Source organism: Amycolatopsis sp. DG1A-15b (assembly GCF_030285645.1).
Lineage (GTDB): Bacteria > Actinomycetota > Actinomycetes > Mycobacteriales > Pseudonocardiaceae > Amycolatopsis.
The window spans coordinates 5,308,437-5,330,638 of record NZ_CP127296.1; the positions used below are offsets into that span (position 1 = coordinate 5,308,437).

Below are 22,202 nucleotides of genomic sequence, written 5' to 3' on the forward strand. Positions count from 1 at the left end.
GGATTAGCCTCGGACCGTGACGACCAGCGTGGCCGTCACGCCGTTGACCGTCACCGAGAGCCGTGCCACCCCCGGCCGCAACGCCGTCAGCACGCCCGTCGAAGGATCGAACGAAACGACGCCGCGGCCGACCGTCCAGCCGGCGCTCACCGGGTACGACACCGGCACGTCGCGAGTCCCCTGCCGCAGGGTCGCCCGCACGCCGGCGCGCGCACCCGGCGCCAGCGACGCGGGCCCGGTCAGCGACAGCGCGTCGACGTTCGGCCGCGTCTCGAACCGCACCGGCCGGCCGCGGTCGGCCGGGTCCACGCGCAGCAGCGTCCAGCCGACGAACCCGCCGTCACCGGGCGCGGCCGCGGGCGCCTTGCCCGAGTTGCCGTTGACCAGGTACGGCACCCCGTCGACCCGCGACAGCGAGAACACGCCGGCGTGCGACGCCACCGCGGCGGCCGGCTTGCCCGACGCCTGCTCGAACCCGGTGAGCCACTGGGTCAGCAGGGTGGCCTCCTTCCGGTCGCCGAGCTGGGAGTTCCCGGTCGGGCTCGGGTCCTGCACCGGGTGGTGCATGGCGACGACGACCCCGCGCACGGACTTCTCCGCCGCCGCCGAGTCGAGGGCCGACCGCAGCATCCGGACCTGGTCGAACCCACCCGCCCGCAGCGAGCCGCGGGAGGAGTCCAGGAGCACCAGCCGGATGCCGTGGACGTCGACGACCCGGTGCGTGACCCCGAACGCGGCCTGGAAGTTCGCGAGGCCGTTGCCTCCTTCCGCCTCGTGGTTGCCCGGGACGTAGTACCAGGGCACCTTGCCGTCGAGCTCGTCGGTGATCACCCGCCGGGCCAGCGCGAAGTCGGGCACCGTGCCGCGGTCGACGAAGTCGCCGTTGATCAGCACCAGGTCCGGTTTCGCCGCAACGGCTTCGCGCAGCGCCCGCCGGGCTTGGGCGACCAGCGGGCCCGCCGGGTCGTCGGCGGTGAACTGGGCGTCGCTGACCACCGCGACCCGCAGGCCACCGGCCGGCACGCCGCCGGTGACCAGCGCCGGGTCGTGCGGGGCCGGATCGGCGGGCACGGCGGTCGTCGGCGCCACTTCGAAGGTCAGGTCGTCGAACCCGAGCCGGCCCTCGTACTGCTGGTCCGGCACGTTCTCGACGGCGTAGAAGCGCGCCAGGCGCTGTCCCGCGGGCAGCCCGGCCGGGATCGCGGCCGTGACGTACCGCCAGCCCGTCCAGTCCACGCTCAGCGAAAGGTCCACAATGGACGCCACGTTCGCGGCGTCACGCAGTTCCGCCCGCAGCCACGCGCCCTTGCCGTCGCTGTCGACCCACACCCCCAGCTTCTGCGTCCCCGGGGGCACCGGAAGCGGCGAGGACGGCGTCACGTAGGCCGCACGCGTCGCGGTCGTGCCGGTCAGCCGGTAGTCCAGCGCCAGCCCGGCGCCGCCGTCGTGGCCGGGTCCCGCGGAGAGCGCCGCGCCGACGACCGCCGGGAACACCGTGGCCGTCCAGCCCGCCGGACCGTCCAACGGCGACGCCACCTGCGCGACGGTGCCGGCCGACGCGGCCAGGTGCGTGGTCAGGCCCGCGGCCGTCGCGGTGATCGCGGTCGCGCCGGAGGAGGTCAGCGCGGTCACCGCGTAGCCGTCACCGGACGGCTCGACCCGCACGACCGAGTGGTCGTAGTCGAGCTTGACGTCGTCGGGCTCGAGCCAGGTGCCGTAGCCGTCGGCGTCGTAGCCGTAGACCTTGAAGGTGCTTCGCGCGCCCGTCGCCGACAACGCGACCTGTTCGGTGCTCGTGCCGAGCCGGACCGGCTTGCCCAGCACCGAAAGCGCCGCTTTCCCGGACGCCCGGCCGGAGCGCGCGACGACGTCGACGTCCCCCGCCCGGTGCCCGGTGACGACACCGCGCGTCACGGTGGCCCGCCGGAGGTCCGACGTGCTCCAGCGCGGTTCGGCGGCCACCGCGGCGCCGGTTTCGTCGTGGCCGTCGGCGACCAGGTGCCGGGTGAGGCCGGACAGCACGCGGTTCGCGCCGGTCGTCGTGACGGCCGGCGCTGGGGCGAAGCCGGTGAGCTTTCCGCTGCCCGGCACGGTCGTGAAGCCGATCCCGTTGGGCACCAGGCGTTCCCCGCCGTCGGACGGCGAGTTCCGGACGCTCGGCGCGGCTTCGCCCTCGTTGCGCGCCAGGAGTGTCGACGACCCGCCGCCGTCGAGGTTGATGGCGTCGTCGGCGCCGAGGCTCTTCATGTGCCGCGCCAGTTCGAGCTCGGTCATCCCGCGGCTGTCGGCCTGCCGCCCGTCCACGGTGGCCAGCCACAGCTTCCGGCCGTCGGCGGAGAACCCGGCCGCCGTCCGCGGGTGCAGGGCGACGTCGTCGACCGGCTGCACGACGCCGTCGCGGAGCAGGACTTCGTTGCCCCCCACGGCGACCGCGATCTTCCCGGCGTCCGAGCGTGGCGCGTAGGTGACGCCGGCCGCGTCACCCGGCCGCAGCGCGGCGAGCGCGTCCGCCCCGGCTTCGCGGGCCAGCAGCACCGTCGTCCCCGCCGGGATCGGGCCGTCCGCCGGCTGCGTGCGCACCGCGGTGACCACACCGTCGCGGAGTTCGGCTTCCCGCACCCGGGACGCCCCGGCCACCGAGGTCGCGCGCCCGGAAGCGCCCCACAACGGCGTGTAGACGCCGATCGCGTCGGCGCCCAGGACCGGGCTGTTGAAGTTGGTCGCCCGCACCGTGCCGCCGGGCAGCGTCACGGTGGCTTCGAGGAACACCGAAGCCAGCGCGGCCTTGCCCGCGTCGGTGATCGACGCGGTGAGGTTGTGCCCGGCGGCGGGGGCGGTCTGCAGCTGTCCGTGGTCGATGCCGACGCCGATCGGCGCGCCGGTGGCGCTGATGTCGAAGAAGTCGCCGTTGACGCCGGCCACCGCGCCCGCCCGCGCGATCTGCTGCGACAGCGGCGTGCGCGCGGAAACCGTCCCGGGGCTCAGGTACGTCGGCTCGAGCACCTTGCTGCCCAGGTCGACGGCGAGGGTGTCGCCGCGGATCCAGCCGGCCGGGTCGAACCGGTCGAACTGGGTGAGGTTCAGGCCGGGCGCGACTTCGGTGGTCGCGCTGCCGGTGACGAGCCCGTCATCGGGATTCGCGGCAGCGAAGCCGGCGGGGCCTTCGTGGGCTGACGACGCGGCGGGTGCGGCCTCCACCGGGGACGTGCCGAGCGGCGCGGCCAGGGGGTCGGCGTGGGCGGGAACGACGAACGCCGTCGCGAACAGGGCGACGAACGGCAGCACCGTGCTGTGACAACCGAGGCTTCGCCTCGAGCCGGGGGCTCCGCCACCCGGACCCCCGAACAGCCTGTGTGACTTCTTCACCGGGTACCCCAGTATCGAGTGAGGAGTGAGCCGGATCAGCACAGCGCAGCGGCACGGCCGGGGGAAGACTTCCCGGTGAACGCCGCCTGAATGGTCTAGAACACCCTCATGGGGTCAGCGGTGCGGCGAGGAGCGCTTCCGCGGCCTCGCCGGCGACGCGCGGGTCCGGCCCGGTGCGCTTCCACAGCCGCAGCAGGAGGTCGCGCGCGGAAGCTTCGACGCTCGCGCCGCCGGAAGCGGCGGGGCCCAGCGCGGGCGGCTCGCCGGGGTGGACGGTCCAGACGTCGCCGGTGTCGGTGGCGCGCAGGGTGACCGGCCCGGGCAGCCGGGGCACGGCGTGCCAGCGCGTCACCCGCGGCAGCATCGCGCCGAGAACCTCGTCGACGCCGTCCGCGGCCACGGCGGGGTCGAGCACGTGGTCACTGCCGAGGTCGGCGAGGTGGATGGCGGTCTCGTGCACCTGGCGGCGGTACCAGAAGGCCTTGGTCTTCCCGGTGCCGCCGAAGTGCCAGCACGGGTCACCGGGCTCGGCGGCCTCGAGCTCGCCGAGCAGGAGCCGCGCACTTCCGGCGTACCACGACATCAGGTCGCCACCCGCGCCGGCGGCGAAGTCCTGCGGGTGCACCTCGCCGGTGCGGACGACCGTCGCGGCCCAGCGGTGCACGTTGCCCAGGTGCGTCGCGAGGTCGGTGACGGTCCAGCCGGCGCAGTCGGGCACCGCCGCGCCCGGGTCGGCTGTCCGCAGGGTCTCGGCGAACGCGCCGGTCAGCTCCGCCAGCACCGGGAGGTAGTCGCGCGGTGCGAACGGCATCGTCGTCATGCGGGCTCCAGGAAAAGGGAAACCGGGGCCACGCGGACGTGGCCCCGGTTCACGGCATCACAGGTCGGGGAACCAGAGCTTCAGCTCGCGCTCGGCCGACTCCGGCGAGTCCGACCCGTGGACCAGGTTGTACTGGGTCTCCAGCGCGAAGTCGCCGCGGATGGTGCCCGGGGTGGCCTTCTCGACCGGGTCGGTGCCGCCGGCCAGCTGGCGGAACGCGGCGATGGCGCGCGGGCCCTCGACGGCGAGCGCGACGAGCGGGCCCGAGGTGATGAACTCGAGCAGGTCGCCGAAGAACGAACGCTCCTTGTGCTCGGCGTAGTGCTCCTCGGCCAGCGCCTGCGGGACGGTCCGCAGTTCGACCGCGGCGAGCTTGAGGCCCTTGCGCTCGATCCGCGAGATGACTTCGCCGACGAGGCCGCGCGCGACGCCATCGGGCTTGACCAGGACCAGCGTGCGTTCAGTCACGACGGTATTTCTCCTTGGTACGGGTGCGTATCGGTGCGCGTGAGCGTAGCCGACCCTGCTCAGCGTCCTGCCGGGTGCAGTGTCTTCGACCACAGCGACGCCCCGGTGGCGTCGCGGAGATCGACCGTGAGGTCGCCGCTCGCGCCGTCGACGTTCAGCTCGCCGAAGTGCTGGAAGCCGTCGATCGGGGCCGTGTTCGCCGCCGGCGGGGCGTGCACGAACACCGCTTGGGGACCGAACGTCGGGTCCAGCGCGTTCGGCCCGAACGCGCCCGCGTTCAGCGGACCGGACACGAACTCCCAGAACGGGTCGAAGTCCTGGAAGGCGGCCCGGTCGGGTGAGTAGTGGTGCGCTGCGGTGTAGTGGACGTCCGCGGTCAGCCAGACGACGTTGCGGACGCGGCGGCGCTGGATTTCCCGCAGCACCCACGCCAGTTCCGTCTCCCGGCCACCGGGTGCGCCCGGCAGGTTGTTCGCCACGGCTTCGATGTTGGTGCCGTCCGGGACGACCAGGCCCAGCGGCATGTCGGCCTGGACGATCTTCCAGGTGGCCGTGCTGCGGCCGAGCGCGTCGGCCAGCCAGCGCGCCTGCGCGTCGCCGAGGATGTAGCCGGGCTTCGTCTGGTCCGCGGTGTTGGCGTTGCGGTAGGTCCGCATGTCCAGCACGAAGATTTCGACGCGCGAGCCGTAGGTGAAGCTGCGGTAGACGCGGCCGTCGACGGCCCGGCGCGAGTCGATCGGGTGCCACTCGTGGAACGCCTGGTACGCCCGCGGCGCGAGGACGTCGACGCGCTTCTCGGTGTAGGCCGGGTTGTCGAGGATCTTGCCCGGGTACCAGTTGTTCAAGACCTCGTGATCATCCCACTGGACGTAGGCGGGCACCTGCGCGGCGAAGCGCTTGAAGTTGTCGTCGAGCCGGTTGTAGGCGTGCTGGCCGCGGAATTCGTCCAGGGTCTCGGCGACCTTCGCCTTCTCCGGGGTGACGACGTTGCGCCAGGTCCGGCCGCCGGGGAGGGTGACGGTCTCGGTGAGCGGGCCGTCGGAGTACACCGTGTCGCCGCTGTGCAGGAACAGGTCCGGGCAGCGGGCGGCCATCGCGGAAAAGATCGTCATCCCGCCCAGGGCCGGGTTGATCCCCCAGTTCTGGCCGACGACGTCGCCCGACCACAGGATGCGCGCGTCGCGGCGGCCCACCGGCGCGGTGGCGAACCGGCCGGTCAGCGGCTCGCTCGTGGCGCGCCCGTCCAGGGCTTCGGCGGTGACGCGGTAGTGGTACTCGGTGCCGGGTGCCAGTGCCGCGACGCGCACGCGGCCGGTGCCGCCGCTGCCGGGGCCCACCAGCGGGCCGGGCACGCGCCGGGCGTGCCGGAACGACGGGTCCCGCGCGATCTCGACGACCAGGCGTGACGGCCGGTCCGCGCGCGACCAGACGATCGCCGAGCCCGGCGTGACGTCGCCGGACTGGACGCCGTGGGTGAGCACCGGCCGGTCGCGGCGGACGAGCGGGACCGTGGCGAAGGCCGTGGACGGCACGACGAGGCCGGCGGCGACCGCGGAGGCGCCGGTCAGCCCGGCCTTGAGGAGCGTGCGGCGGGAGTGGCAGTTCGGTTCGGTCATGCGCGGTTTCTATCCCGCCGCGGCCAACACCGGCTTGCGTGCGGGTGAACGAACATTGGGGTTTTCCCCCATACCCCGCGGCGATCGCCGTCGGTAGCGTGGTGATCACGACAAGGGGGTACGAATGACGCACATCCGGAAGGCGCTGGCCATTTTCGCGGCTGCGCTGTGTTTGACAACAGCGGCGGTCACCACACTCAGCACCGGCGTCGCAACAGCCGGGGAAGACAGCGCGAAAGCCGTCCTGCGCTACACCGAACACGGCATCCCGCACATCGTCGCCAAGGACTTCGCCGGTCTCGGTTACGGGTACGGCTACGCGGCGGCGACCGACAACGTCTGCGAGCTCGCGAAGATCTACGTCACGGTGAGCGCGCAGCGGTCGCGGTACTTCGGCCCGGACGGCGAGGGCTATCCATCGCTGTCCGAGGCGAAGAACAACCTGCACAGCGACCTGTTCTTCCAGCAGCTCAACGACTCCGGCGTGGTCGACCGGCTGGTCGCGCAGCCCGCGCCGCAGGGACCGCGGCCCGAGGTCCGGCAGATCGTTTCCGGCTATGTCAAGGGGTTCAACGCCTTCCTGGCCCGCACCGGCCGGTCCGGGATCACCGATCCGGCCTGCCGCGGCGCGGACTGGGTCCGGCCGATCAGCGAACAGGACTTCTACCGCCACTTCTACTCGATCGCCGTCACCGGAGGCCTGGGCTTCGTCACCGAAGGGCTGTTCGCGGCGCCGCCGTCCGGCACGGCGACCGCGAGCCCGGGCACGGCCGCGCAGCTGTCGGCGAGCCTGCGTGACGGGCTCGGCAAGGGCGGGCTCGGCAGCAACGGCATCGCGATCGGCGCCGAGGGAACCGCGGCGGGCAAGGGCAGTGTGCTGCTCGGCAACCCGCACTACCCGTGGCACGACGGGCGGCGGTTCTGGCAGAGCCAGCTCACCATTCCCGGCCGGGTCGACGTGGCCGGGGCGAGCCTGCTCGGCATGCCGTTCGTGATGATCGGGCACACCGCGGACGCGGCCTGGACGCACACGGTGTCCACACCGGTCACGTTCGGCCTGTTCGAGGTGCCGCTGGCGGCCGGTGACCCGACGACGTACGTGGTCGACGGCAAAGCCGAGAAGATGACCTCCCGCGAGGTCACGGTCCAGGTGCGCCAAGCCGACGGGACGCTGAAGCCGGTCCGCCAGACCTTCTGGTCGACGCGGTACGGCCCGGTGCTGAACGACGTCGGCGGGTTCCCGGTGCCGTGGACGGCGAAGTCGGCGTACGCGCTGCGCGACGCCAACGCGACCAACCTGCGCGGGTTGAACACGTGGTTCGAACTCGACCAGGCGCGCAGCACGGCCGACGTCGTCCGCGCGCTCAGCAGCACGCAGGGCGTGCCGTGGGTGAACACGATCGCCACCGACCGGGCGGGCAACGCGCTCTACGCCGACATCCAGGTCGTCCCGCACGTCACCGACGAACTGGCCCGCAGCTGCAGCACACCGGCCGGGCGGGAGACGCTCGCCGCCGACGGACTGGCCATTTTGGACGGATCACGATCGTCCTGTCAGTGGGGTTCGGACCCGGGCGCGCTGGAGCCGGGGATCTTCGCGCCGTCGCGGCTGCCGCAGCAGCAGCGGCGGGACTACGAGCTGAACGCCAACGACAGCGCCTGGCTCGCGAACGCCCGGGCTCCGCTCACCGGTTTCCCGCGGATCGTCAGCGATCAGGACACCGAGCGCTCCCCGCGCACCCGCGAAGCGCTGCTCACGGCCGAAGCGAGCAAGTTCACCACGGACTCGATGAAGAAGATGCTCTTCGCCGACCACAGCCAGTTCGCCGACCTGGCGGCGGCAGACCTGGCGAAGCTGTGCGCGTCGTTCCCGGGCGGGCAGGCCCCGTCGTCGTCCGGCCCGGTCCCGGTCGGCCCCGCGTGCACCGCGCTGGCGAACTGGGACCACACGTATTCGCTCGACAGCCGGGGTTCGCTGCTGTTCCAGCGGTTCGCCACCCGGCTCGGCGGGCTGTCCCGGTTCACCGTGCCGTTCGACCCGAAGGCGCCCGTGACGACGCCGAACACGCTCAACGTCGGGAACCCGGACGTCCAGAAGGCGTTCGGGGACGCGCTCGCGGAGCTGCACGCGGCGGGACTGGCACCGGACGCCCGGCTGCGCGACGGCCAAGCGGTCACACGCAACGGCGAGCGCATCCCGATCCACGGCGCCCAGGGCTTCCTCGGGGTCCTCAACGTGATGACGCCGGTGTGGGACCCGGCACGGGGCAACACCGAGGTCGCGCACGGGTCCAGCTTCATCCAGGTGGTGGGGTTCAGCGGGCACGGGTGCCCGGACACCTCGACGTTGCTGACGTATTCGCAGTCGGCCAATCCGGCGTCGCCGTACTTCAGTGACCAGACGAAGCTCTACAGCCGAGGGGAGTGGGTGAAGGGCCGGTTCTGCGAAGCCGACATCCTGCGCTCCCCCGCGCTGCGGATCGTCGTGCTGCGCTGAGTGTGAGAGTGGTCAAGCCGGCCTGGTGGTGATGGGCCGGCGGGGACAGCAGCGGGCGTGACCGGTCCGGCCGGAGCCGGCCGACACCTGCTCGCCACGCTGCGCCCCTGGCTCGCCGCATCCGCGGGCTGGAAGCAAAGGGCAAACCGACCGAGAGATCAATTGCTGCCTCAAGCGCTACACCGGCCGTCAACTCGACCCACATCGGCCGCTCGTGCGGCTTGACACCACGGGAACGTCGCCTCGGCGGAGGCGGGCGCTCAGCCGCTCGCCTCCGCCGACAGCGCACGCAGATCGGCGAAGGCCTCGTCGAGGTGCTCGTCCAGGCTGCGCTCGGATTCCCGGATCCAGGCTCCGGCCGCGTGGTGGAAGGTGACCCAGCCGACGTGGGCGGCCAGCGCGGCGAGCCGGTCGCCGACTCCGCGTTCGCGCAGTGCCGCCGCCAGGGCGTCGGCCATCGCCGCGGCCTTGGCCAGGTCGCGCTCCCGCAACGCCGGGGTCGCGGCGATGACCGCCAGCCGCGGCTCGGCGAACGGCCGGTTCTCCTCCAGGCGGCTCCCGGCCTTGCGGAAGGCGCGGATCAGGACTTCGAGCGGCGGCATGCCCTCGGGCGCGTCGGCCACCGACCGGGTCAAGTCCGCGCGCAGGGCGGCTTCGCCGTCGAACAGCACTTCGCGCTTGTCCGGGAAGTGCCGGAAGAACGTGCGCTCGGTGACGCCGGCCCTGGCGGCGATCTCGGCCGTCGTGGTCCGGTCGAAACCACGCTCTTCGTACAACTGCAAGGCCGCCTGCTGGAGGCGGCGGCGCGCTTCTTCTCCGCTGCGTGGCACGTCGTCAGCTTACTCGTAGCGTCAGTGACTGACGCTACGAGGTACAGTCGGTAGCGTCAGTCACTGTCACTACATCGGGAGCACGTCCATGCACGTCTTCGTCACCGGCGGTTCCGGCCTGACCGGCCCCGCCGTCGTCGCCGAACTGGTCGCGGCCGGCCACGCCGTCACCGGCCTCGCCCGTTCGGACCGGGCGGCCGCCCGGCTGGAATCGCTCGGCGCCACTCCGCACCCCGGCTCGCTCGACGATCTCGACACCTTGCGCAGCGGCGCCGAAGCCGCCGACGGCGTCCTGCACATGGCCTTCGGCGGCGACTTCAGCGACCCCGACGACATGATGCGGCGCGACCGGACCGCGATCGAGACGCTCGGCCGGGCGTTGGCCGGCTCGGGCAAGCCGTTCGTCAGCACGTCCGGCACCCTGGTCATGCCCGCCGGGCGGGTGAGCACCGAGCGGGACGAGCCCGACCCGGCCGGGATCGCGCCCTTCCGGATCGCGGGCGAGCGGGCCTGCCTGGCGTTCGCCGAGCAGGGCGTGCGCGCGAGCGTCGTCCGGCTCGCGCCCACCGTCCACGGCCCTGCGGACCACGGCTTCATCGGCATGCTCGTCGCCACCGCCCGCAAGACCGGGAAGTCGGCCTACGTCGGCGACGGCGGCAACCGCTGGCCCGCGGTCCACCGGCTCGACGCGGCGGTCCTGTTCCGCCTGGCCCTGGAAGCCGCTCCGGCCGGCACTGTGCTGCACGGGACCGCCGAAAACGTCCCGTTCCGGAGCATCGCCGAGACGATCGGGCGCGGCCTGGACCTGCCCGCGGTTTCGCTGACACCGGACGAGGCCGCCGGGCACTACGCGAGCCCGTTCATGGCCTCGGTCTACGGCTTCGACGCGCCCGTTTCCAGCACGTTCACGCAGGAGTTGCTCGGCTGGTCGCCCACCCGGCCGACCCTGCTCGACGACATCGAACGCGGCGACTACCTCCGGGCAGCGTCCTAGCATCATATCCGGATATGCGGATATAGTGCGCACATGCGTGTTCTCGTGGTGGGTCAGGGCCCGGTGGCCCGGGTGCTGGCGACGTCGTCGGCCGAGAGCCACCAGGTCGGGTTCGCGGTGCGCGAGCGGACGGCGGAGTCCCGGCTCGTCCGGACCCGCCGGCTGCGCCCCACTCGTCCCGTCGAGCAGCGGACGGTCGACCTGGTGACCGCCGGCAAACGGGCAGCGGGCTGGGACGTGGTGATCAGCACGGCCTCGCCCGCCTCACCAGGCGTCGCCGAGCTGCTCGGGCAGTCGCCGATCGTCGCCGCGGTCACGCAAGTGCCGTCGGAGGTGGAACTGCTTCGCGAGCTGGCGGGTGACCGGCCGTGGGGCCTGGTGGTGCCCGAGTTCTTCGCCGGCGGCGCCGATCCGACGTGGTGGTGGCCGCCCGGGCGGGTCCGGTTCACGATCGCCGGTCCCGCGGCGGCGCCCCTGCGGTCCCTGTTCGGCGACGGGAAGTGGTCGCGATCCGCACCGCTCGCGGCTCCGCTGGGGTCCGCGGCCGCGACGATGCCCGTCGTGGCCGGGCTGCACGCCGCGGACTTCGACATCGCGGCGGCTCGCCGGAACTCGCGGAGCCTCGCGCTCGCCGCGACCCAGGCACGGAACGCGGTCGCGGCCGGGTTCGGCGGTCCGAGCCCGCGGCCGGTCCGTCCGCACGCCGTGCGCGCGGCCCTGACCGTGCTGCCCCGGCTGGCACCCTTCGACGTCCAGCGCTACCTGCGCGGTCACTTCGGCGGACACGGCGCGCAGACCGTGCGCATGCTGCGTGACTGGGCGGACCTGGGCGGGCGCCACGGACTCCCGACCGGCGAGCTCGAAGAGCTGCTGGAGCGGGTGAGCGCGTGATCCAGGACGCGCTCACCACCGCACTGCCCGTGCTGCGGGCACTCGGCGAAGCGACCCGGGTCCGGATCATCGGCGTGTTCCTCGACCGGGGCGGGTCCGCCACGGTCGGCGAGGTCCAGGAGGCACTGGGGCTGCCGCAGTCCACGGTGTCACGGCACCTGCGGGTGCTGCTCGACGCCCGGCTGCTGGCGGTGGCCCGGTCGGGCCCGCACCGGATCTACCGCCTCGACGTTCCGGCCGACGCCCTCGACGCGCTCGACGCCCTCACCACCGAGGTGCGGGCCTGCCAAGCGGACCCGCACCCGTGAGAAGTCAGGGCTGGGGCTGCTGACTCGCCAACGTCCCGGCCGCCATGCGGCGGGCGACGTCCCGCCGCAGCCACAGCAGCCACAACCACACCGCCAGGAAGATCACGCCCAGCACCGCGATGGCCGGCAGCCAGAACGCCAGCGCGATGAGCACCACCTGCAGGCCGAGGATCAGCGGCACGGCCCACGGGCGCTTGACGAACCCGCACGTCACGACCAGCAGGACGGCCACCGCGATGACCGTCCAGCCGGTGCCCGTCGAGATCCCGCCGCCGAGCTTGTTCACCACCGGCAGGGCCAGGGCGACCGTGATCGCTTCCATGATCAGCGTCCCGGACATCACGCCGCGGAAGCCCTTCATCGGGTCCTTCGGCTTGGGCGTCTCCGGCGAGGGCGAAGGCGAAGGCGACGTCACGCCGGCTCCTTCCCGAACAGCGTGCGCGCCTCGCCCGCCGTGACCACCGAGCCCGTGACCAGCACGCCGCCGCCCGCCAGGGGCTCCTCGGGGTCGTCGTTGGTCTCCACCAGCGCGATCGCCGTCTCGATCGCCGTCTCCAGGTCCGTCTCGGCGACGACGCGGTCTTCGCCGAACACCGAGATCGCCAGCTCGTTCAGCTCCTCCAGCGGCATCGAACGTGGCGAGGAGTTGCGCGTCACGACGATGTCCGACACCACCGGCTCCAGCGCGTCGAGGATGCCGTGGGCGTCCTTTTCGGCCATCACGCCGACCACCGCGACCAGGCGGCGGAAGGCGAACTCCTCGGACACCGTCGTCGCGAGGGCCCGGGCGCCGTGCGGGTTGTGCGCCGCGTCGAGCAGCACCGTGGGCGCCGCGCGGACGCGCTCGAGCCGTCCCGGTGTCTCGACCTCGGCGAACGCTTCGCGCACCGCCTCGACGACCAGCTGCCTGTCCTTGCCCGCGCCGAAGAACGCCTCGACCGCGGCCAGCGCCAGTGCGGCGTTCGCGGCCTGGTGGGCGCCGTGCAGCGGGAGGAAGATCTCGTCGTACACGCCGCCGAGGCCCTGCAGCTTCAGCAGCTGCCCGCCGACGGCGATCTCCTTCTCCAGCACGCCGAACTCGCTGCCCGCGCGGGCGACCGCGGCGTCGACCTCGACGGCGCGCTCCAGCAGCACCTTCAGCACCTCGGGGTCCTGCTCGCCGATCACCGCGACCGAGCCGGGCTTGATGATGCCCGCCTTTTCGCGCGCCGCGCCGAGGATGTCCGGGCCGAGGTACTCGACGTGGTCGAGGCCGATCGGGGTGATGACGGCGACGTCGGCGTCCGCGACGTTCGTGGCGTCCCAGGCTCCGCCCAGGCCCGCTTCGAGCACCGCGGCCTCCACCGGGGCGTCGGCGAACGCGGCGAACGCCATCCCGGTGAGGATCTCGAACTTGCTCATCGCGACGCCGTCCGCGGACGCACCGTCCACCATGGACACGTACGGCGCGATGTCGTTCCACAGCTCGGCGTAGCGCGCGGCGGAGATCGGCCGGCCGTCGAGCGCGATCCGTTCGGTGACCAGCTGCAGGTGCGGGCTGGTGTAGCGGCCGACGCGCAGGCCCATCCGGGTCAGCAGGGCGTCGATCATCCGGGCCGTGGAGCCCTTGCCGTTCGTGCCGGCCACGTGCAGCACCGGGTAACCGCGGTTCGGCTCGCCCAGCAGCTGCGTGAGCGCCGAAATGCGGGTCAGCGACGGCTCGATCTTCGTCTCCGGCCAGCGCTGGTTCAGCTCGGCCTCGACGGCCATCAGCTCGCGCCGCGCTTCGGGGCCGTCCGGGCTGCCGTACACCTCGGGCTCGCCCTGGTCGTCGAGCTCGTGCAGCTCGGCGTCCTCGGGCACGGTGAGGTCGGGCACCGGCCCGGTGGCGAGGTTGTCGCCGAGCTGGCCGACACCGCCGATCCCGCCGCGCGAGCCGCCGCCCACGTCGAACGCGGTGTCCCGCGCGTCCAGCTCCGGGTCGTGGTCGTCCGAGTCCTCGTACCCCTGGGCACCCAGCTCGTCGACACCCGCGAAACTGTCCAGATCCGACAGGTCCGGCCTGCGACCTGTCTCATCCTGCGGCACTGAATCTCCTCCGGCCTGGGGTTTCGCACTTGCGTTCCGAGTCTACGTGCGTGGCTGGTGGCACTCTCGACGCATGCCGTTCAACCACAACGACCACTACCACCCGCTGCTGCTGGACCTGCTGCCGCCCGGCCCGGGGATCGCGCTGGACGTCGGGTGCGGCACCGGCCGGTTCGCGCGGCGGCTGGCCGCGACCGGCATGGCCGTGGAGGCGGTCGACGTCTCGGCGGCGATGGTCGAGGCGGCGGCCGGGCTGGGATCGCCGGGGCCCGGCGAGATCGTCTACCGGCAGGCCGACGTCACCACCGACGCCCTGCCCGAGGCCCACTACGACTACATCTCGTGCCTGGCGTCGCTGCACCACATGCCGTTCGAAACGGTCGTCAAGCTGCGCCGCGCGCTGGTGCCGGGCGGGGTGCTCGTGGTGCTGACCCCGGCCCGGCCGAGCAGCCCGGTGGACTGGGCGCGGGAGCTGGCGGCCGTGCCGCTCAACGCGCTGGCGCGGCTGGTCGTGCATGCGGGCGAGCAGCTCAACGGTGGCGGGGAGGCCGGCCCGCAGGCACCCACGCTGTTCCGGTTCCCCACGATCGCCGAGCTGCGCCGCGAGTCGGCCCGGCTGCTGCCCGGGAGCACGGTCCGGCCGCTGCTCTTCTGGCGCACCTTGATCACTTACCGTGAACAGGGCGACGGTGACCCGACTGGCGGGTGAAGTTCATCCCCGTCTGCGTCCCGGGCTCGCTACAAGTGGAGGCAGCGTTTCCACCAGCGAGAACGGGGTCTTCATGCGCATCACCCGGCTGCTCGTCGCCGTCTCCTCGGCAGCCGTCCTGCTCACCACCCCGGGCCCCGCGTCGGCGGCGGGGATCCACCACTACGTCGCCCTGGGTGATTCCTACACCTCCGGGCCGTTCATCCCGATGCAACGGTCCGACCCGCTCGGCTGCGGGCGGTCGACGGCGAACTACCCGTCGGTCGTGGCGGCCGCGCTGAAGCCCGGCGTGTTCACCGACGTCAGCTGCGCCGGTGCCGTCACCGGCTCGATGACCGAGCCGCAGAAGGTGTCGTTCAACGGCACGAACGCTCCCCAGCTGGATGCGTTGCGCCTCGACACCGACCTGGTCACCGTCGGCATCGGGGGCAACGACTTCGGCCTCTTCGGCCGGGTCCTCGCGACGTGCCCGGGGCTGCGCGAGGGCGCCCCGACCGGCAATCCCTGCGAAAAGCACTTCACCGTCAACGGCGTCGACACCGTGCAGATGGCCGTCACCGCCATCCAGCCGCGGATCGAGGCCGTCCTCGCCGCGATCCACCAGCGCTCGCCCGGAGCGCGGGTGATCGTCGTGGGCTACCCGCGGATCGCGCCGGAGAGCGGCTCCTGCCCGGCCATCCTCCCCTTCGCCGAAGGCGACTACGCCTGGTTGAACCGCCTCGAGAGCGATCTCAACGCGGCCCTCGCGGACGCGGCCGCGGACGGCGCCGCGGAGTACGTCGACACCTTCGGCCCGTCACGCGGCCACGACGCCTGCGCGCGCGGCGGCTCGGCGTGGATCAACGGCAAGGACCAGAACATCCTCGCGGCGGCCGCCTACCACCCGTTCCAAGCCGGGATGGCCGGCGTGGCGGCCGTGGTGCTCAAGGCGCTGCGCTGACGAAGTCCAGCACCAGCCGGGCGAACTCGTCCGGCAGCTCGGCCGGGGCGCCGTGCCCCGCGTCGATCTCGGCGGCGCGCGCGTCCGGGATCGCGGCGACCAGCTCCCGCTGCTGGCCCGCCGTGACGATCCGGTCGTGCGCGCTGCCGAGCACCAGCACCGGCGCGGAGATCCGGCCGAGCACGGGCCGCAGGTCGACCGCGCGATCGGTTTCGATCTGCCGGTCCGCGCCGGGCTGGATCACCGTTTCCAGGGTCTTGACGAGCTGTTCGTTGCTCTCGGCGGTGGCCTGCTCCCAGTAGCGCGGCCCGAACGCCATCAGCGGGAGCATCCGGGCGAACGTCCCCGTTTCGAGCAGGTCCAGCCAGTAGCGGAACTCGGCGTCCTGCCGGACGTCCGTCGCGGGCCAGGCAGCGTGCAGGACCGCCGACCGGACGCGGTCCGGGCGGGTACCGGCCAGGTGGGCCGCCACCACCCCGCCGAGTGAGTGCCCGACGACGTGGGCTTGCCCGATTCCGGCGTCGTCCAAGACGGCTTCGGCCTGGGCAGCGAGGGTCTCGACGGTGATCGGGCCGCCGTCGTCGGTGGTCAGGCCGGAGCCGGGGAAGTCGGGAGCGAGGACGGTGAACCCGGTCGCCTGCGCGGTGAGCGGGCCCCACTGTTCGCGGGACGCGGCGGTGCCGTGCAGCAGGAGCAGCGCGGGGCCGTCGCCGGTCCGGTCGTAGTGGACGACGGTGTCTCCGAGCGTCACTTTCGGCATGGTCGTCCCTTCAGGCGATTTCGCGGAGGGCGGCGGTGAACGCGCGCGGGTTTTCCTGGTGCGGCACGTGCCCGCAGCCGGCGAGCACGTGCACGCGGGCGCCGGGCGTCTCCGCGGCGCAGGTGCGCGGCACTTCGAGCGGGATCTGCGCGTCCAGTTCGCCGTGCAGGTAGGTGATCGGGACGGCGAGGTCCTTGAGCCGGGGCCGCGGGTCGTAGGTGGTGCACTCGGTGAACAGCTCGTCGATGTAGGCACCGGAGTCGAGCAGCTGGCGGACGGTCCAGTCGACGAGCTCGCGCGCGGCGCCGGGGGCGAACCAGCCCGGCACCCAGCCCGCCACCGTGCCGGCCCGATCGTCGACGAGCTGTCGGCGCAGGTCGTCGACCTGGTCGCGCATGCCGGTGCTCGGCCAGTACCCGGGGCTGTCGACCGCGACAACCCGCTCGACCAGGTCCGGCCGCGCTAGAGCCAGCTCGGTGGCGAAGACGCCGCCGATGCTCGACCCGACGACGGTCGGTTTGATCTTCAGCGCCTCGATGGTCTTCACGAGATCGGCCGTGACGCCGTCGATGGTGTTGCCGTCGGCAGGGTGGTCCGAGCGGCCGCACCCGCGCCAGTCGAGGGTGATGACGCGGTGGTCGCGCACGAGATCGGGCAGGCACGAGTACCAGACGCGGCCGCTGGTCCCCCAGCCGTGCAGGAGCAGCAGCGCGGGACCGGCGCCGGCGTCTTCGTAGTGGAGGCGGGTTCCGTTGACGTCCAAGTAGGGCATGCCGTTCATGGAAGCCTTCGGGGCTCGGGTTTTCGATGAGCAGTCCGCTCCTACACTGATCACGAAGCCTGATGAATGGGGGCGGCGTGGAGCTGCGTCAGCTGAGGTACTTCGTGACGGTGGCGGAGGAACTGCACTTCGGCCGCGCGGCCGAGCGGCTGCACATCGTCCAGCCCGCGGTGAGCCAGCAGATCCGGCGGTTGGAGCGGGAGCTGGAGGTGACGCTGCTCTCGCGCACGACGCGCAGCGTGTCGTTGACGGAGGCCGGGCAGCGGTTCCTGCCGCAGGCGCGGGCGGTACTGGCGGCCGCGGACCGGGCGGTGGACTCGGTTGCGGAGTTCCGGCCGTCCGGGGCTTTGGTCCGGCTGGGGACGAGCGAGGGTCTGGGCGATCGGCTGGACAAGGTACTGGGGGCGTTCGCCCGCTTGGCACCTTCGGCTTCGTTGGAGCTGCTCCACGCGCCGACTCTTCAGCGGCTGCAACGGGTCCGGGACGGTTCTCTGGATGCGACCATCGTGCGAGGCGCCTGGCCTTCTCCGGGGCTGGACCTCACTCCGCTGTGGATGGACGAGGTCCTCGTGGCGCTCCCTGCGTCTCATCCGCTGGCTTCTTCTTCGGTGGTCGAGTTCGCTTCGCTGGCTTCGCTTCCAGTGCGGCTGAGCCCGCCTTCGCGCAATCAGCCGTTGTACGACTTGGTGATGTCCTCCTGCCGGGAGGCGGGTTTCGAGCCGGTGCTGGGGGCGGACTTCACGACAGCGCAGGACACGTTGGGGACACTGGGATTCGGTCGTCCACGCTGGACGGTCTTCTACCGGGCGCACGCGAACCTGCTGCCGGTGCCGGGCGTGGTGTTCCGGCCACTTCGAAACCCCTCACCGCGGATGCAGACGTACCTGGCAACCGGCGCCGACCGGCGGCTGACCCCCGAACTGGTGGCGCTGATCGAAGCCGCACGGGAGACGCCGGCTGACTGAGCAGCCAGGGCCACCGAAAGCACCGGCTCGCCGACCGGCCCGTCGGCATCAGGCTCGGCTCCGGACGCCCCGGCTTCGCCCTCATCCGGTTCCCCTCAAGTCGGCGGCCGGAGGCGACCAGCTGGACACCCTCAGCTCTTGCTGCCAGTTCAGGGCGGCCGAGGACCGGTATTCGGCCCGCCTGCAGCGAGTATGTCCGACCGGAAAGACCACGCTTCCCCTTGTCGGCGCAGTCTCGAATCGATTCCGCGGGCTTCTGAGCAGTCCCCGATTTCCACGCTACGGGAGGGGTACGACAAAGCCCGGCACTCCGCGAGAGAGTGCCGGGCCGCGTCCACAACCTCAGGAAGCCGGGAGAGCCGCCAGCCGGGCGGTGATGCGGTCGATGTCCGCCGCCGCCGTGGCCTTGCGGGTCTTGATCTTCTCCACCACCTGCTCCGGAGCCTTCGCGATGAAAGCCTCGTTGCCGAGCTTCGCCTCGGTCTGCGACAGCTCCTTCTCCGCCGCCGCGAGGTCCTTCTGGAGACGCTTGCGCTCCGCGGCCACGTCGACCGTGCCCGACAGGTCCAGCTCCACCGTCACCACGCCGTCCGCCAGGGCCACCTCGAGCGATGCGCTCGCCGCGAAGTCCTCCGCGGGGTCGGTCAGCCGGACGAGCGAACGGATCGCCGATTCGTGACCGCCGGAGTAACCCGCCAGCCGGGCCGCCACCTTCTGGCCCGGCTTCAAGCCCTGGTCCGCGCGGAAGCGGCGGATCTCCGTCACCAGCTTCTGGACGTCCGCGATGCGCGCGTCGGCCGAAGAGTCCGCGTAGCCCTCGAAAGGAGCCGGCCAGGAGGCGACCACCAAGGACTCGCCGCCGGTCAGTGCCGTCCAGAGCTTCTCCGTGATGAACGGGATGAACGGGTGCAGCAACCGCAGCACCGTGTCCAGCACGTGCCCGAGCACCGAACGGGTCGCGGCGACGCGTGCGGCATCACCTTGGTACAGCTGGACCTTCGCCAGCTCCAGGTACCAGTCGCACAGCTCGTTCCAGGTGAACTGGTAGAGCGCGCCCGCCACCTTCGCGAACTGGAAGTCCTCGAACAGGCCGTCCACTTCGGACACCAGCGCGCCGAGGCGGCCGAGGATCCAGCGGTCCGCCTCCGTCAAATCGGAAGCAGGAGGCAGCGGGGCGGTGACCGAAGCCCCGTTCATCATCGCGAACTTCGTCGCGTTCCACAGCTTCGTGCAGAAGTTGCGGGAGCCCGCCGCCCACTCGTCGGCCAGGGCCATGTCCGCGCCCGGGTTCGCGCCGCGGGCCAGGGTGAAGCGGGTCGCGTCCGCGCCGTACGCGTCCATCCACTCCAGCGGGTCGATCACGTTGCCGCGCGACTTCGACATCTTCTTGCCGTTCGCGTCGCGGATCAGCCCGTGCAGGTAAACGTGGTCGAACGGCTGCTTGCCGTCCATCTGGTGCACGCCGAACATCATCATCCGGACGACCCAGAAGAACAGGATGTCGTAGCCGGTCGACAGGACGCTGGTCGGGTAGAACTTGGCCAAATCCTCCGAAGACGACGGCCAGCCCAGCGTCGACATCGGCCACAGGCCCGACGAGAACCACGTGTCCAGGACGTCCGGGTCCTGCGTCCAGCCGTCGCCGGAAGGTGGCTGCTCGTCCGGGCCGACGCACACCACTTCACCGTCCGGGCCGTAGTACACCGGGATGCGGTGGCCCCACCACAGCTGGCGCGAAATCGTCCAGTCGTGCATGTTGTCGACCCAGTCGAAGTAGCGCTTGCCCAGCTCCGGCGGGTGGATCTTGGTGCGGCCGTCGCGGACCGCGTCGCCGGCCAGCTTGGCCAGCTCCTCGACCTTGACCCACCACTGCAACGACAGCCGCGGCTCGACCACCGTGTCGCACCGCGAGCAGTGCCCGACGGCGTGCACGTACGGGCGCTTCTCGGCGACGATCCGGCCGGCTTCCCGCAGCGCGGCCACGACCGCCGGGCGCGCCTCGAACCGGTCGAGGCCCTCGAACGGCCCCGGGGCGGTGATCTCGGCGCGCTCGTTCATGATCGTCAGCATCGGCAGGTCGTGGCGGCGGCCGATCTCGAAGTCGTTCGGGTCGTGCGCCGGGGTGACCTTCACCGCACCGGTGCCGAACTCCGGGTCGACGTGCTTGTCGGCCACGATCGGGATGCGGCGGCCGGTCAGCGGCAGCTCGACCTCGGTGCCGACCAGGTGCGCGTACCGCTCGTCGTCCGGGTGGACGGCGACCGCGGTGTCGCCCAGCATCGTCTCGGCGCGGGTGGTGGCCACCACGATGGCGTTGTCGCCGTCGCCGTAACGGATCGACACGAGTTCGCCGTCGTCGTCGTTGTGGTCGACCTCGATGTCCGACAGCGCCGTCTGGCAGCGCGGGCACCAGTTGATGATCCGCTCGGCCCGGTAGATCAGGCCCTCGTCGAAGAAGTTCTTGAACACCGTCTGGACGGCCTTCGAGAGGTTCTCGTCCATGGTGAAGCGCTCACGCGACCAGTCGACGCCGTCGCCCAGGCGCTTCATCTGGCCGAGGATCTTGCCGCCGTACTCGGCCTTCCACTCCCAGACGCGCTCGACGAACTTCTCGCGGCCCAGGTCGTGGCGCGAACGGCCCTCGCCCGCCAGCTGCCGCTCGACGACGTTCTGCGTCGCGATGCCGGCGTGGTCCATGCCCGGCAGCCACAGCACCTCGTAGCCCTGCATGCGACGGCGGCGGCTCATCGCGTCCATCAGGGTGTGGTTCAGGGCGTGGCCCATGTGCAGGCTGCCGGTGACGTTCGGGGGCGGCAGTACGATCGAGAACGGCGGCTTCCCCGACGAGGCGTCGGCCGTGAAGTACCCGGCCGCTACCCAGCGGTCGTACATCGGGGCTTCCTCGGCGGCCGGGTCCCAGGCACCCGGAAGGTCGGTGGTCTGCTGCGGAGCGTTCTCGGTCACAATGGACAAGTCTACGAACCCGTCACGGCGGGTCACCCAGGGGGAAGGCACTCTGACGATGGCAGAGCCTCGGCAACCGCAGGATCCGGACGACCGGCGCCTCGAGACGCACCCGGACCTGATGAACCCGGACTGGCAGAAGCACGCCCAACGGGACGCCTGGCTGGGCGCGAAGAAGGACCTGAAGAAGCGCCGCAAGCGCGAGCGCCGGTCGGGCGGGTTCCAGCAGCCAGGGCACAGCCGCTGGCCGGGCGTGCTGGCCCTGCTCATCGTGGTCGGCCTGGTCGCCGCGGCGATCATCGTGCACCAGATCCAGGGCATCGGCGTCAACGAGTTCGCGTACTTCGGGTAGCTGTTCGCCGCCGACCAGCGCGAACAGCTGGCGCCGAGGCTTGTCGAGAAGCCCTCGAAGGACGGCGGCTTCGACGCCTACCCCCCAAGTCACTGGCCGGCCCGAACGAGATCGTCAGCTTCCTGCGCGTGGACGAGACCTACGTCATGGTCACCGGCTCCAGGGTCGCGAAGAACAGCCTGGGCCTGTGGCTCGACGGCGGCCAGAGCGCACTCTCGTCCGTGGGCTGCGCGGCCGCCGAGGAGGGCTATCTCGCCCCGGGCTACGCGAACCCGCCGTCGCCCGCGGCTCCGACGGGTGACCAGGACGCCCCCGGCTACTACGACCCGAAGTACCCCGTCCCCACCATCGACGGCTGCCCGGTCCAAAAGATCCGTCACATCCATATACACAGCTCGGACTGCACAGTTAAACTGTGTACATGGGCGAAGTACCTGCGCACGTGGCCGAGAGCGCCGGCTGGATCCGCGGCGTCGTCGGGCAGCTGCACCGGCGGCTGCGCCAGGTCGACAACGCCGGGATCCTGACGCCCTCGCAGTCCGCCGTGCTGAACCGGCTCCTGCGCGAAGGCCCGGCCACGCAAGGTGAGCTGGCCGCCGCCGAGCACGTGCGGCAGCAGTCGATGGCCGCCACCCTCGGTGTCCTCGACGAGCTCGGCTACCTCGCGCGCACGCCCGATCCGGCCGACCGGCGGCGCGTGGTGATCAGCCTGTCCGACGCCGGCCGCGACACGGTCCGCGGGATCCAGCAGCACCGCGACGAGTGGCTGGCCCAGGCATTGCTGGACGAACTGTCCCCCGCCGAGCTCGACGCCGTCACCCGCGTGCTGCCGCTGCTGCAGCGCGTCGCCGAGCACTGAACCACCGAAGGAGTT

19 protein-coding genes are annotated in these 22,202 nt (G+C 72.0%); 9 read left to right on the forward strand and 10 right to left on the reverse strand.

The features are described from left to right. Nucleotides 1-3: 3 nt before the first annotated feature. The 4 genes from QRY02_RS24275 to QRY02_RS24290 form a co-directional block, all read right to left on the reverse strand. Nucleotides 4-3,285 carry a phosphodiester glycosidase family protein gene (locus QRY02_RS24275; RefSeq protein ID WP_285985157.1) on the reverse strand — a complete coding sequence of 1,094 codons (3,282 nt, stop codon included), beginning with the start codon at nt 3,283-3,285 and terminating at the stop codon, nt 4-6. Between the two features lie 187 nt (nt 3,286-3,472). Next, the gene (locus tag QRY02_RS24280) at nt 3,473-4,186 is read right to left on the reverse strand and encodes a maleylpyruvate isomerase family mycothiol-dependent enzyme (protein WP_285985158.1); all 714 of its coding nucleotides are present in this window, start codon (nt 4,184-4,186) and stop codon (nt 3,473-3,475) included. Nucleotides 4,187-4,243: 57 nt separating this feature from the next. Beyond that, nucleotides 4,244-4,654 (reverse strand): nucleoside-diphosphate kinase, encoded by a 411-nt coding sequence (gene ndk, locus QRY02_RS24285; protein ID WP_013228487.1) that lies wholly within the window; start codon nt 4,652-4,654, stop codon nt 4,244-4,246. 59 nt (nt 4,655-4,713) lie between these two features. Then, on the reverse strand, nt 4,714-6,270 hold the full coding sequence (locus tag QRY02_RS24290) for an alkaline phosphatase D family protein (protein WP_285985159.1): 1,557 nt from the start codon (nt 6,268-6,270) through the stop codon (nt 4,714-4,716). 124 nt (nt 6,271-6,394) lie between these two features. Here QRY02_RS24290 and QRY02_RS24295 point away from each other — a divergent pair, with 124 nt between their 5' ends. Further along, on the forward strand, nt 6,395-8,767 hold the full coding sequence (locus QRY02_RS24295) for a penicillin acylase family protein (RefSeq protein WP_285985160.1): 2,373 nt from the start codon (nt 6,395-6,397) through the stop codon (nt 8,765-8,767). A 260-nt stretch (nt 8,768-9,027) separates the two neighbouring features. Here the strand turns inward: QRY02_RS24295 and QRY02_RS24300 are convergent, their stop codons facing one another. After that, nucleotides 9,028-9,597 (reverse strand): TetR family transcriptional regulator, encoded by a 570-nt coding sequence (locus QRY02_RS24300; protein ID WP_285985161.1) that lies wholly within the window; start codon nt 9,595-9,597, stop codon nt 9,028-9,030. Nucleotides 9,598-9,685: 88 nt separating this feature from the next. Here QRY02_RS24300 and QRY02_RS24305 point away from each other — a divergent pair, with 88 nt between their 5' ends. The 3 genes from QRY02_RS24305 to QRY02_RS24315 are packed head-to-tail and all read left to right on the forward strand — an operon-like array spanning nt 9,686 to nt 11,790. Next, nucleotides 9,686-10,591, forward strand: coding sequence for an SDR family oxidoreductase (locus QRY02_RS24305; RefSeq protein WP_285985162.1), 906 nt, complete (start codon nt 9,686-9,688; stop codon nt 10,589-10,591). 33 nt (nt 10,592-10,624) lie between these two features. Continuing rightward, on the forward strand, nt 10,625-11,482 hold the full coding sequence (locus QRY02_RS24310) for a hypothetical protein (RefSeq protein WP_285985163.1): 858 nt from the start codon (nt 10,625-10,627) through the stop codon (nt 11,480-11,482). Continuing rightward, entirely contained in the window at nt 11,479-11,790 is a 312-nt protein-coding gene (locus QRY02_RS24315; protein ID WP_285985164.1) for an ArsR/SmtB family transcription factor, read from the forward strand. The genes QRY02_RS24310 and QRY02_RS24315 overlap by 4 nt, the downstream gene beginning before the upstream one ends. Nucleotides 11,791-11,794: 4 nt before the next feature. Here the strand turns inward: QRY02_RS24315 and QRY02_RS24320 are convergent, their stop codons facing one another. Both QRY02_RS24320 and folC read right to left on the reverse strand, forming a co-directional pair. Continuing rightward, nucleotides 11,795-12,151: a DUF4233 domain-containing protein gene (locus tag QRY02_RS24320; RefSeq protein ID WP_285993905.1), complete on the reverse strand. Its 357-nt coding sequence runs from the start codon at nt 12,149-12,151 to the stop codon at nt 11,795-11,797. A 50-nt stretch (nt 12,152-12,201) separates the two neighbouring features. Continuing rightward, nucleotides 12,202-13,857, reverse strand: a complete 1,656-nt coding sequence (gene folC, locus QRY02_RS24325) for a bifunctional tetrahydrofolate synthase/dihydrofolate synthase (RefSeq protein ID WP_285985165.1) — start codon at nt 13,855-13,857, stop codon at nt 12,202-12,204. Nucleotides 13,858-13,930: 73 nt separating this feature from the next. Here folC and QRY02_RS24330 point away from each other — a divergent pair, with 73 nt between their 5' ends. Then, nucleotides 13,931-14,566 carry a class I SAM-dependent methyltransferase gene (locus QRY02_RS24330; protein WP_285985166.1) on the forward strand — a complete coding sequence of 212 codons (636 nt, stop codon included), beginning with the start codon at nt 13,931-13,933 and terminating at the stop codon, nt 14,564-14,566. A 73-nt stretch (nt 14,567-14,639) separates the two neighbouring features. Next, the gene (locus QRY02_RS24335; RefSeq protein ID WP_285985167.1) at nt 14,640-15,506 is read left to right on the forward strand and encodes an SGNH/GDSL hydrolase family protein; all 867 of its coding nucleotides are present in this window, start codon (nt 14,640-14,642) and stop codon (nt 15,504-15,506) included. On the opposite strand, the gene QRY02_RS24340 is transcribed toward QRY02_RS24335, so the two are convergent. Together QRY02_RS24340 and QRY02_RS24345 are read right to left on the reverse strand one after the other, a co-directional pair. Further along, entirely contained in the window at nt 15,490-16,266 is a 777-nt protein-coding gene (locus tag QRY02_RS24340; protein ID WP_285985168.1) for an alpha/beta fold hydrolase, read from the reverse strand. The genes QRY02_RS24335 and QRY02_RS24340 overlap by 17 nt on opposite strands. 10 nt (nt 16,267-16,276) lie before the next feature. Beyond that, a complete protein-coding gene (locus QRY02_RS24345) occupies nt 16,277-17,038 on the reverse strand; it encodes an alpha/beta fold hydrolase (RefSeq protein ID WP_285985169.1) in 762 nt (253 codons plus the stop codon). A gap of 86 nt (nt 17,039-17,124) precedes the next feature. Here QRY02_RS24345 and QRY02_RS24350 point away from each other — a divergent pair, with 86 nt between their 5' ends. After that, on the forward strand, nt 17,125-18,012 hold the full coding sequence (locus QRY02_RS24350; protein WP_285985170.1) for a LysR family transcriptional regulator: 888 nt from the start codon (nt 17,125-17,127) through the stop codon (nt 18,010-18,012). Between the two features lie 342 nt (nt 18,013-18,354). On the opposite strand, the gene QRY02_RS24355 is transcribed toward QRY02_RS24350, so the two are convergent. Beyond that, nucleotides 18,355-20,976 carry a valine--tRNA ligase gene (locus QRY02_RS24355; RefSeq protein WP_285985171.1) on the reverse strand — a complete coding sequence of 874 codons (2,622 nt, stop codon included), beginning with the start codon at nt 20,974-20,976 and terminating at the stop codon, nt 18,355-18,357. Between the two features lie 58 nt (nt 20,977-21,034). Here QRY02_RS24355 and QRY02_RS24360 point away from each other — a divergent pair, with 58 nt between their 5' ends. Then, nucleotides 21,035-21,328, forward strand: coding sequence for a hypothetical protein (locus QRY02_RS24360; protein WP_285985172.1), 294 nt, complete (start codon nt 21,035-21,037; stop codon nt 21,326-21,328). 421 nt (nt 21,329-21,749) lie between these two features. Beyond that, the gene (locus QRY02_RS24365; RefSeq protein ID WP_285985173.1) at nt 21,750-22,187 is read left to right on the forward strand and encodes a MarR family winged helix-turn-helix transcriptional regulator; all 438 of its coding nucleotides are present in this window, start codon (nt 21,750-21,752) and stop codon (nt 22,185-22,187) included. The last annotated feature ends 15 nt before the right edge of the window (nt 22,188-22,202 follow it).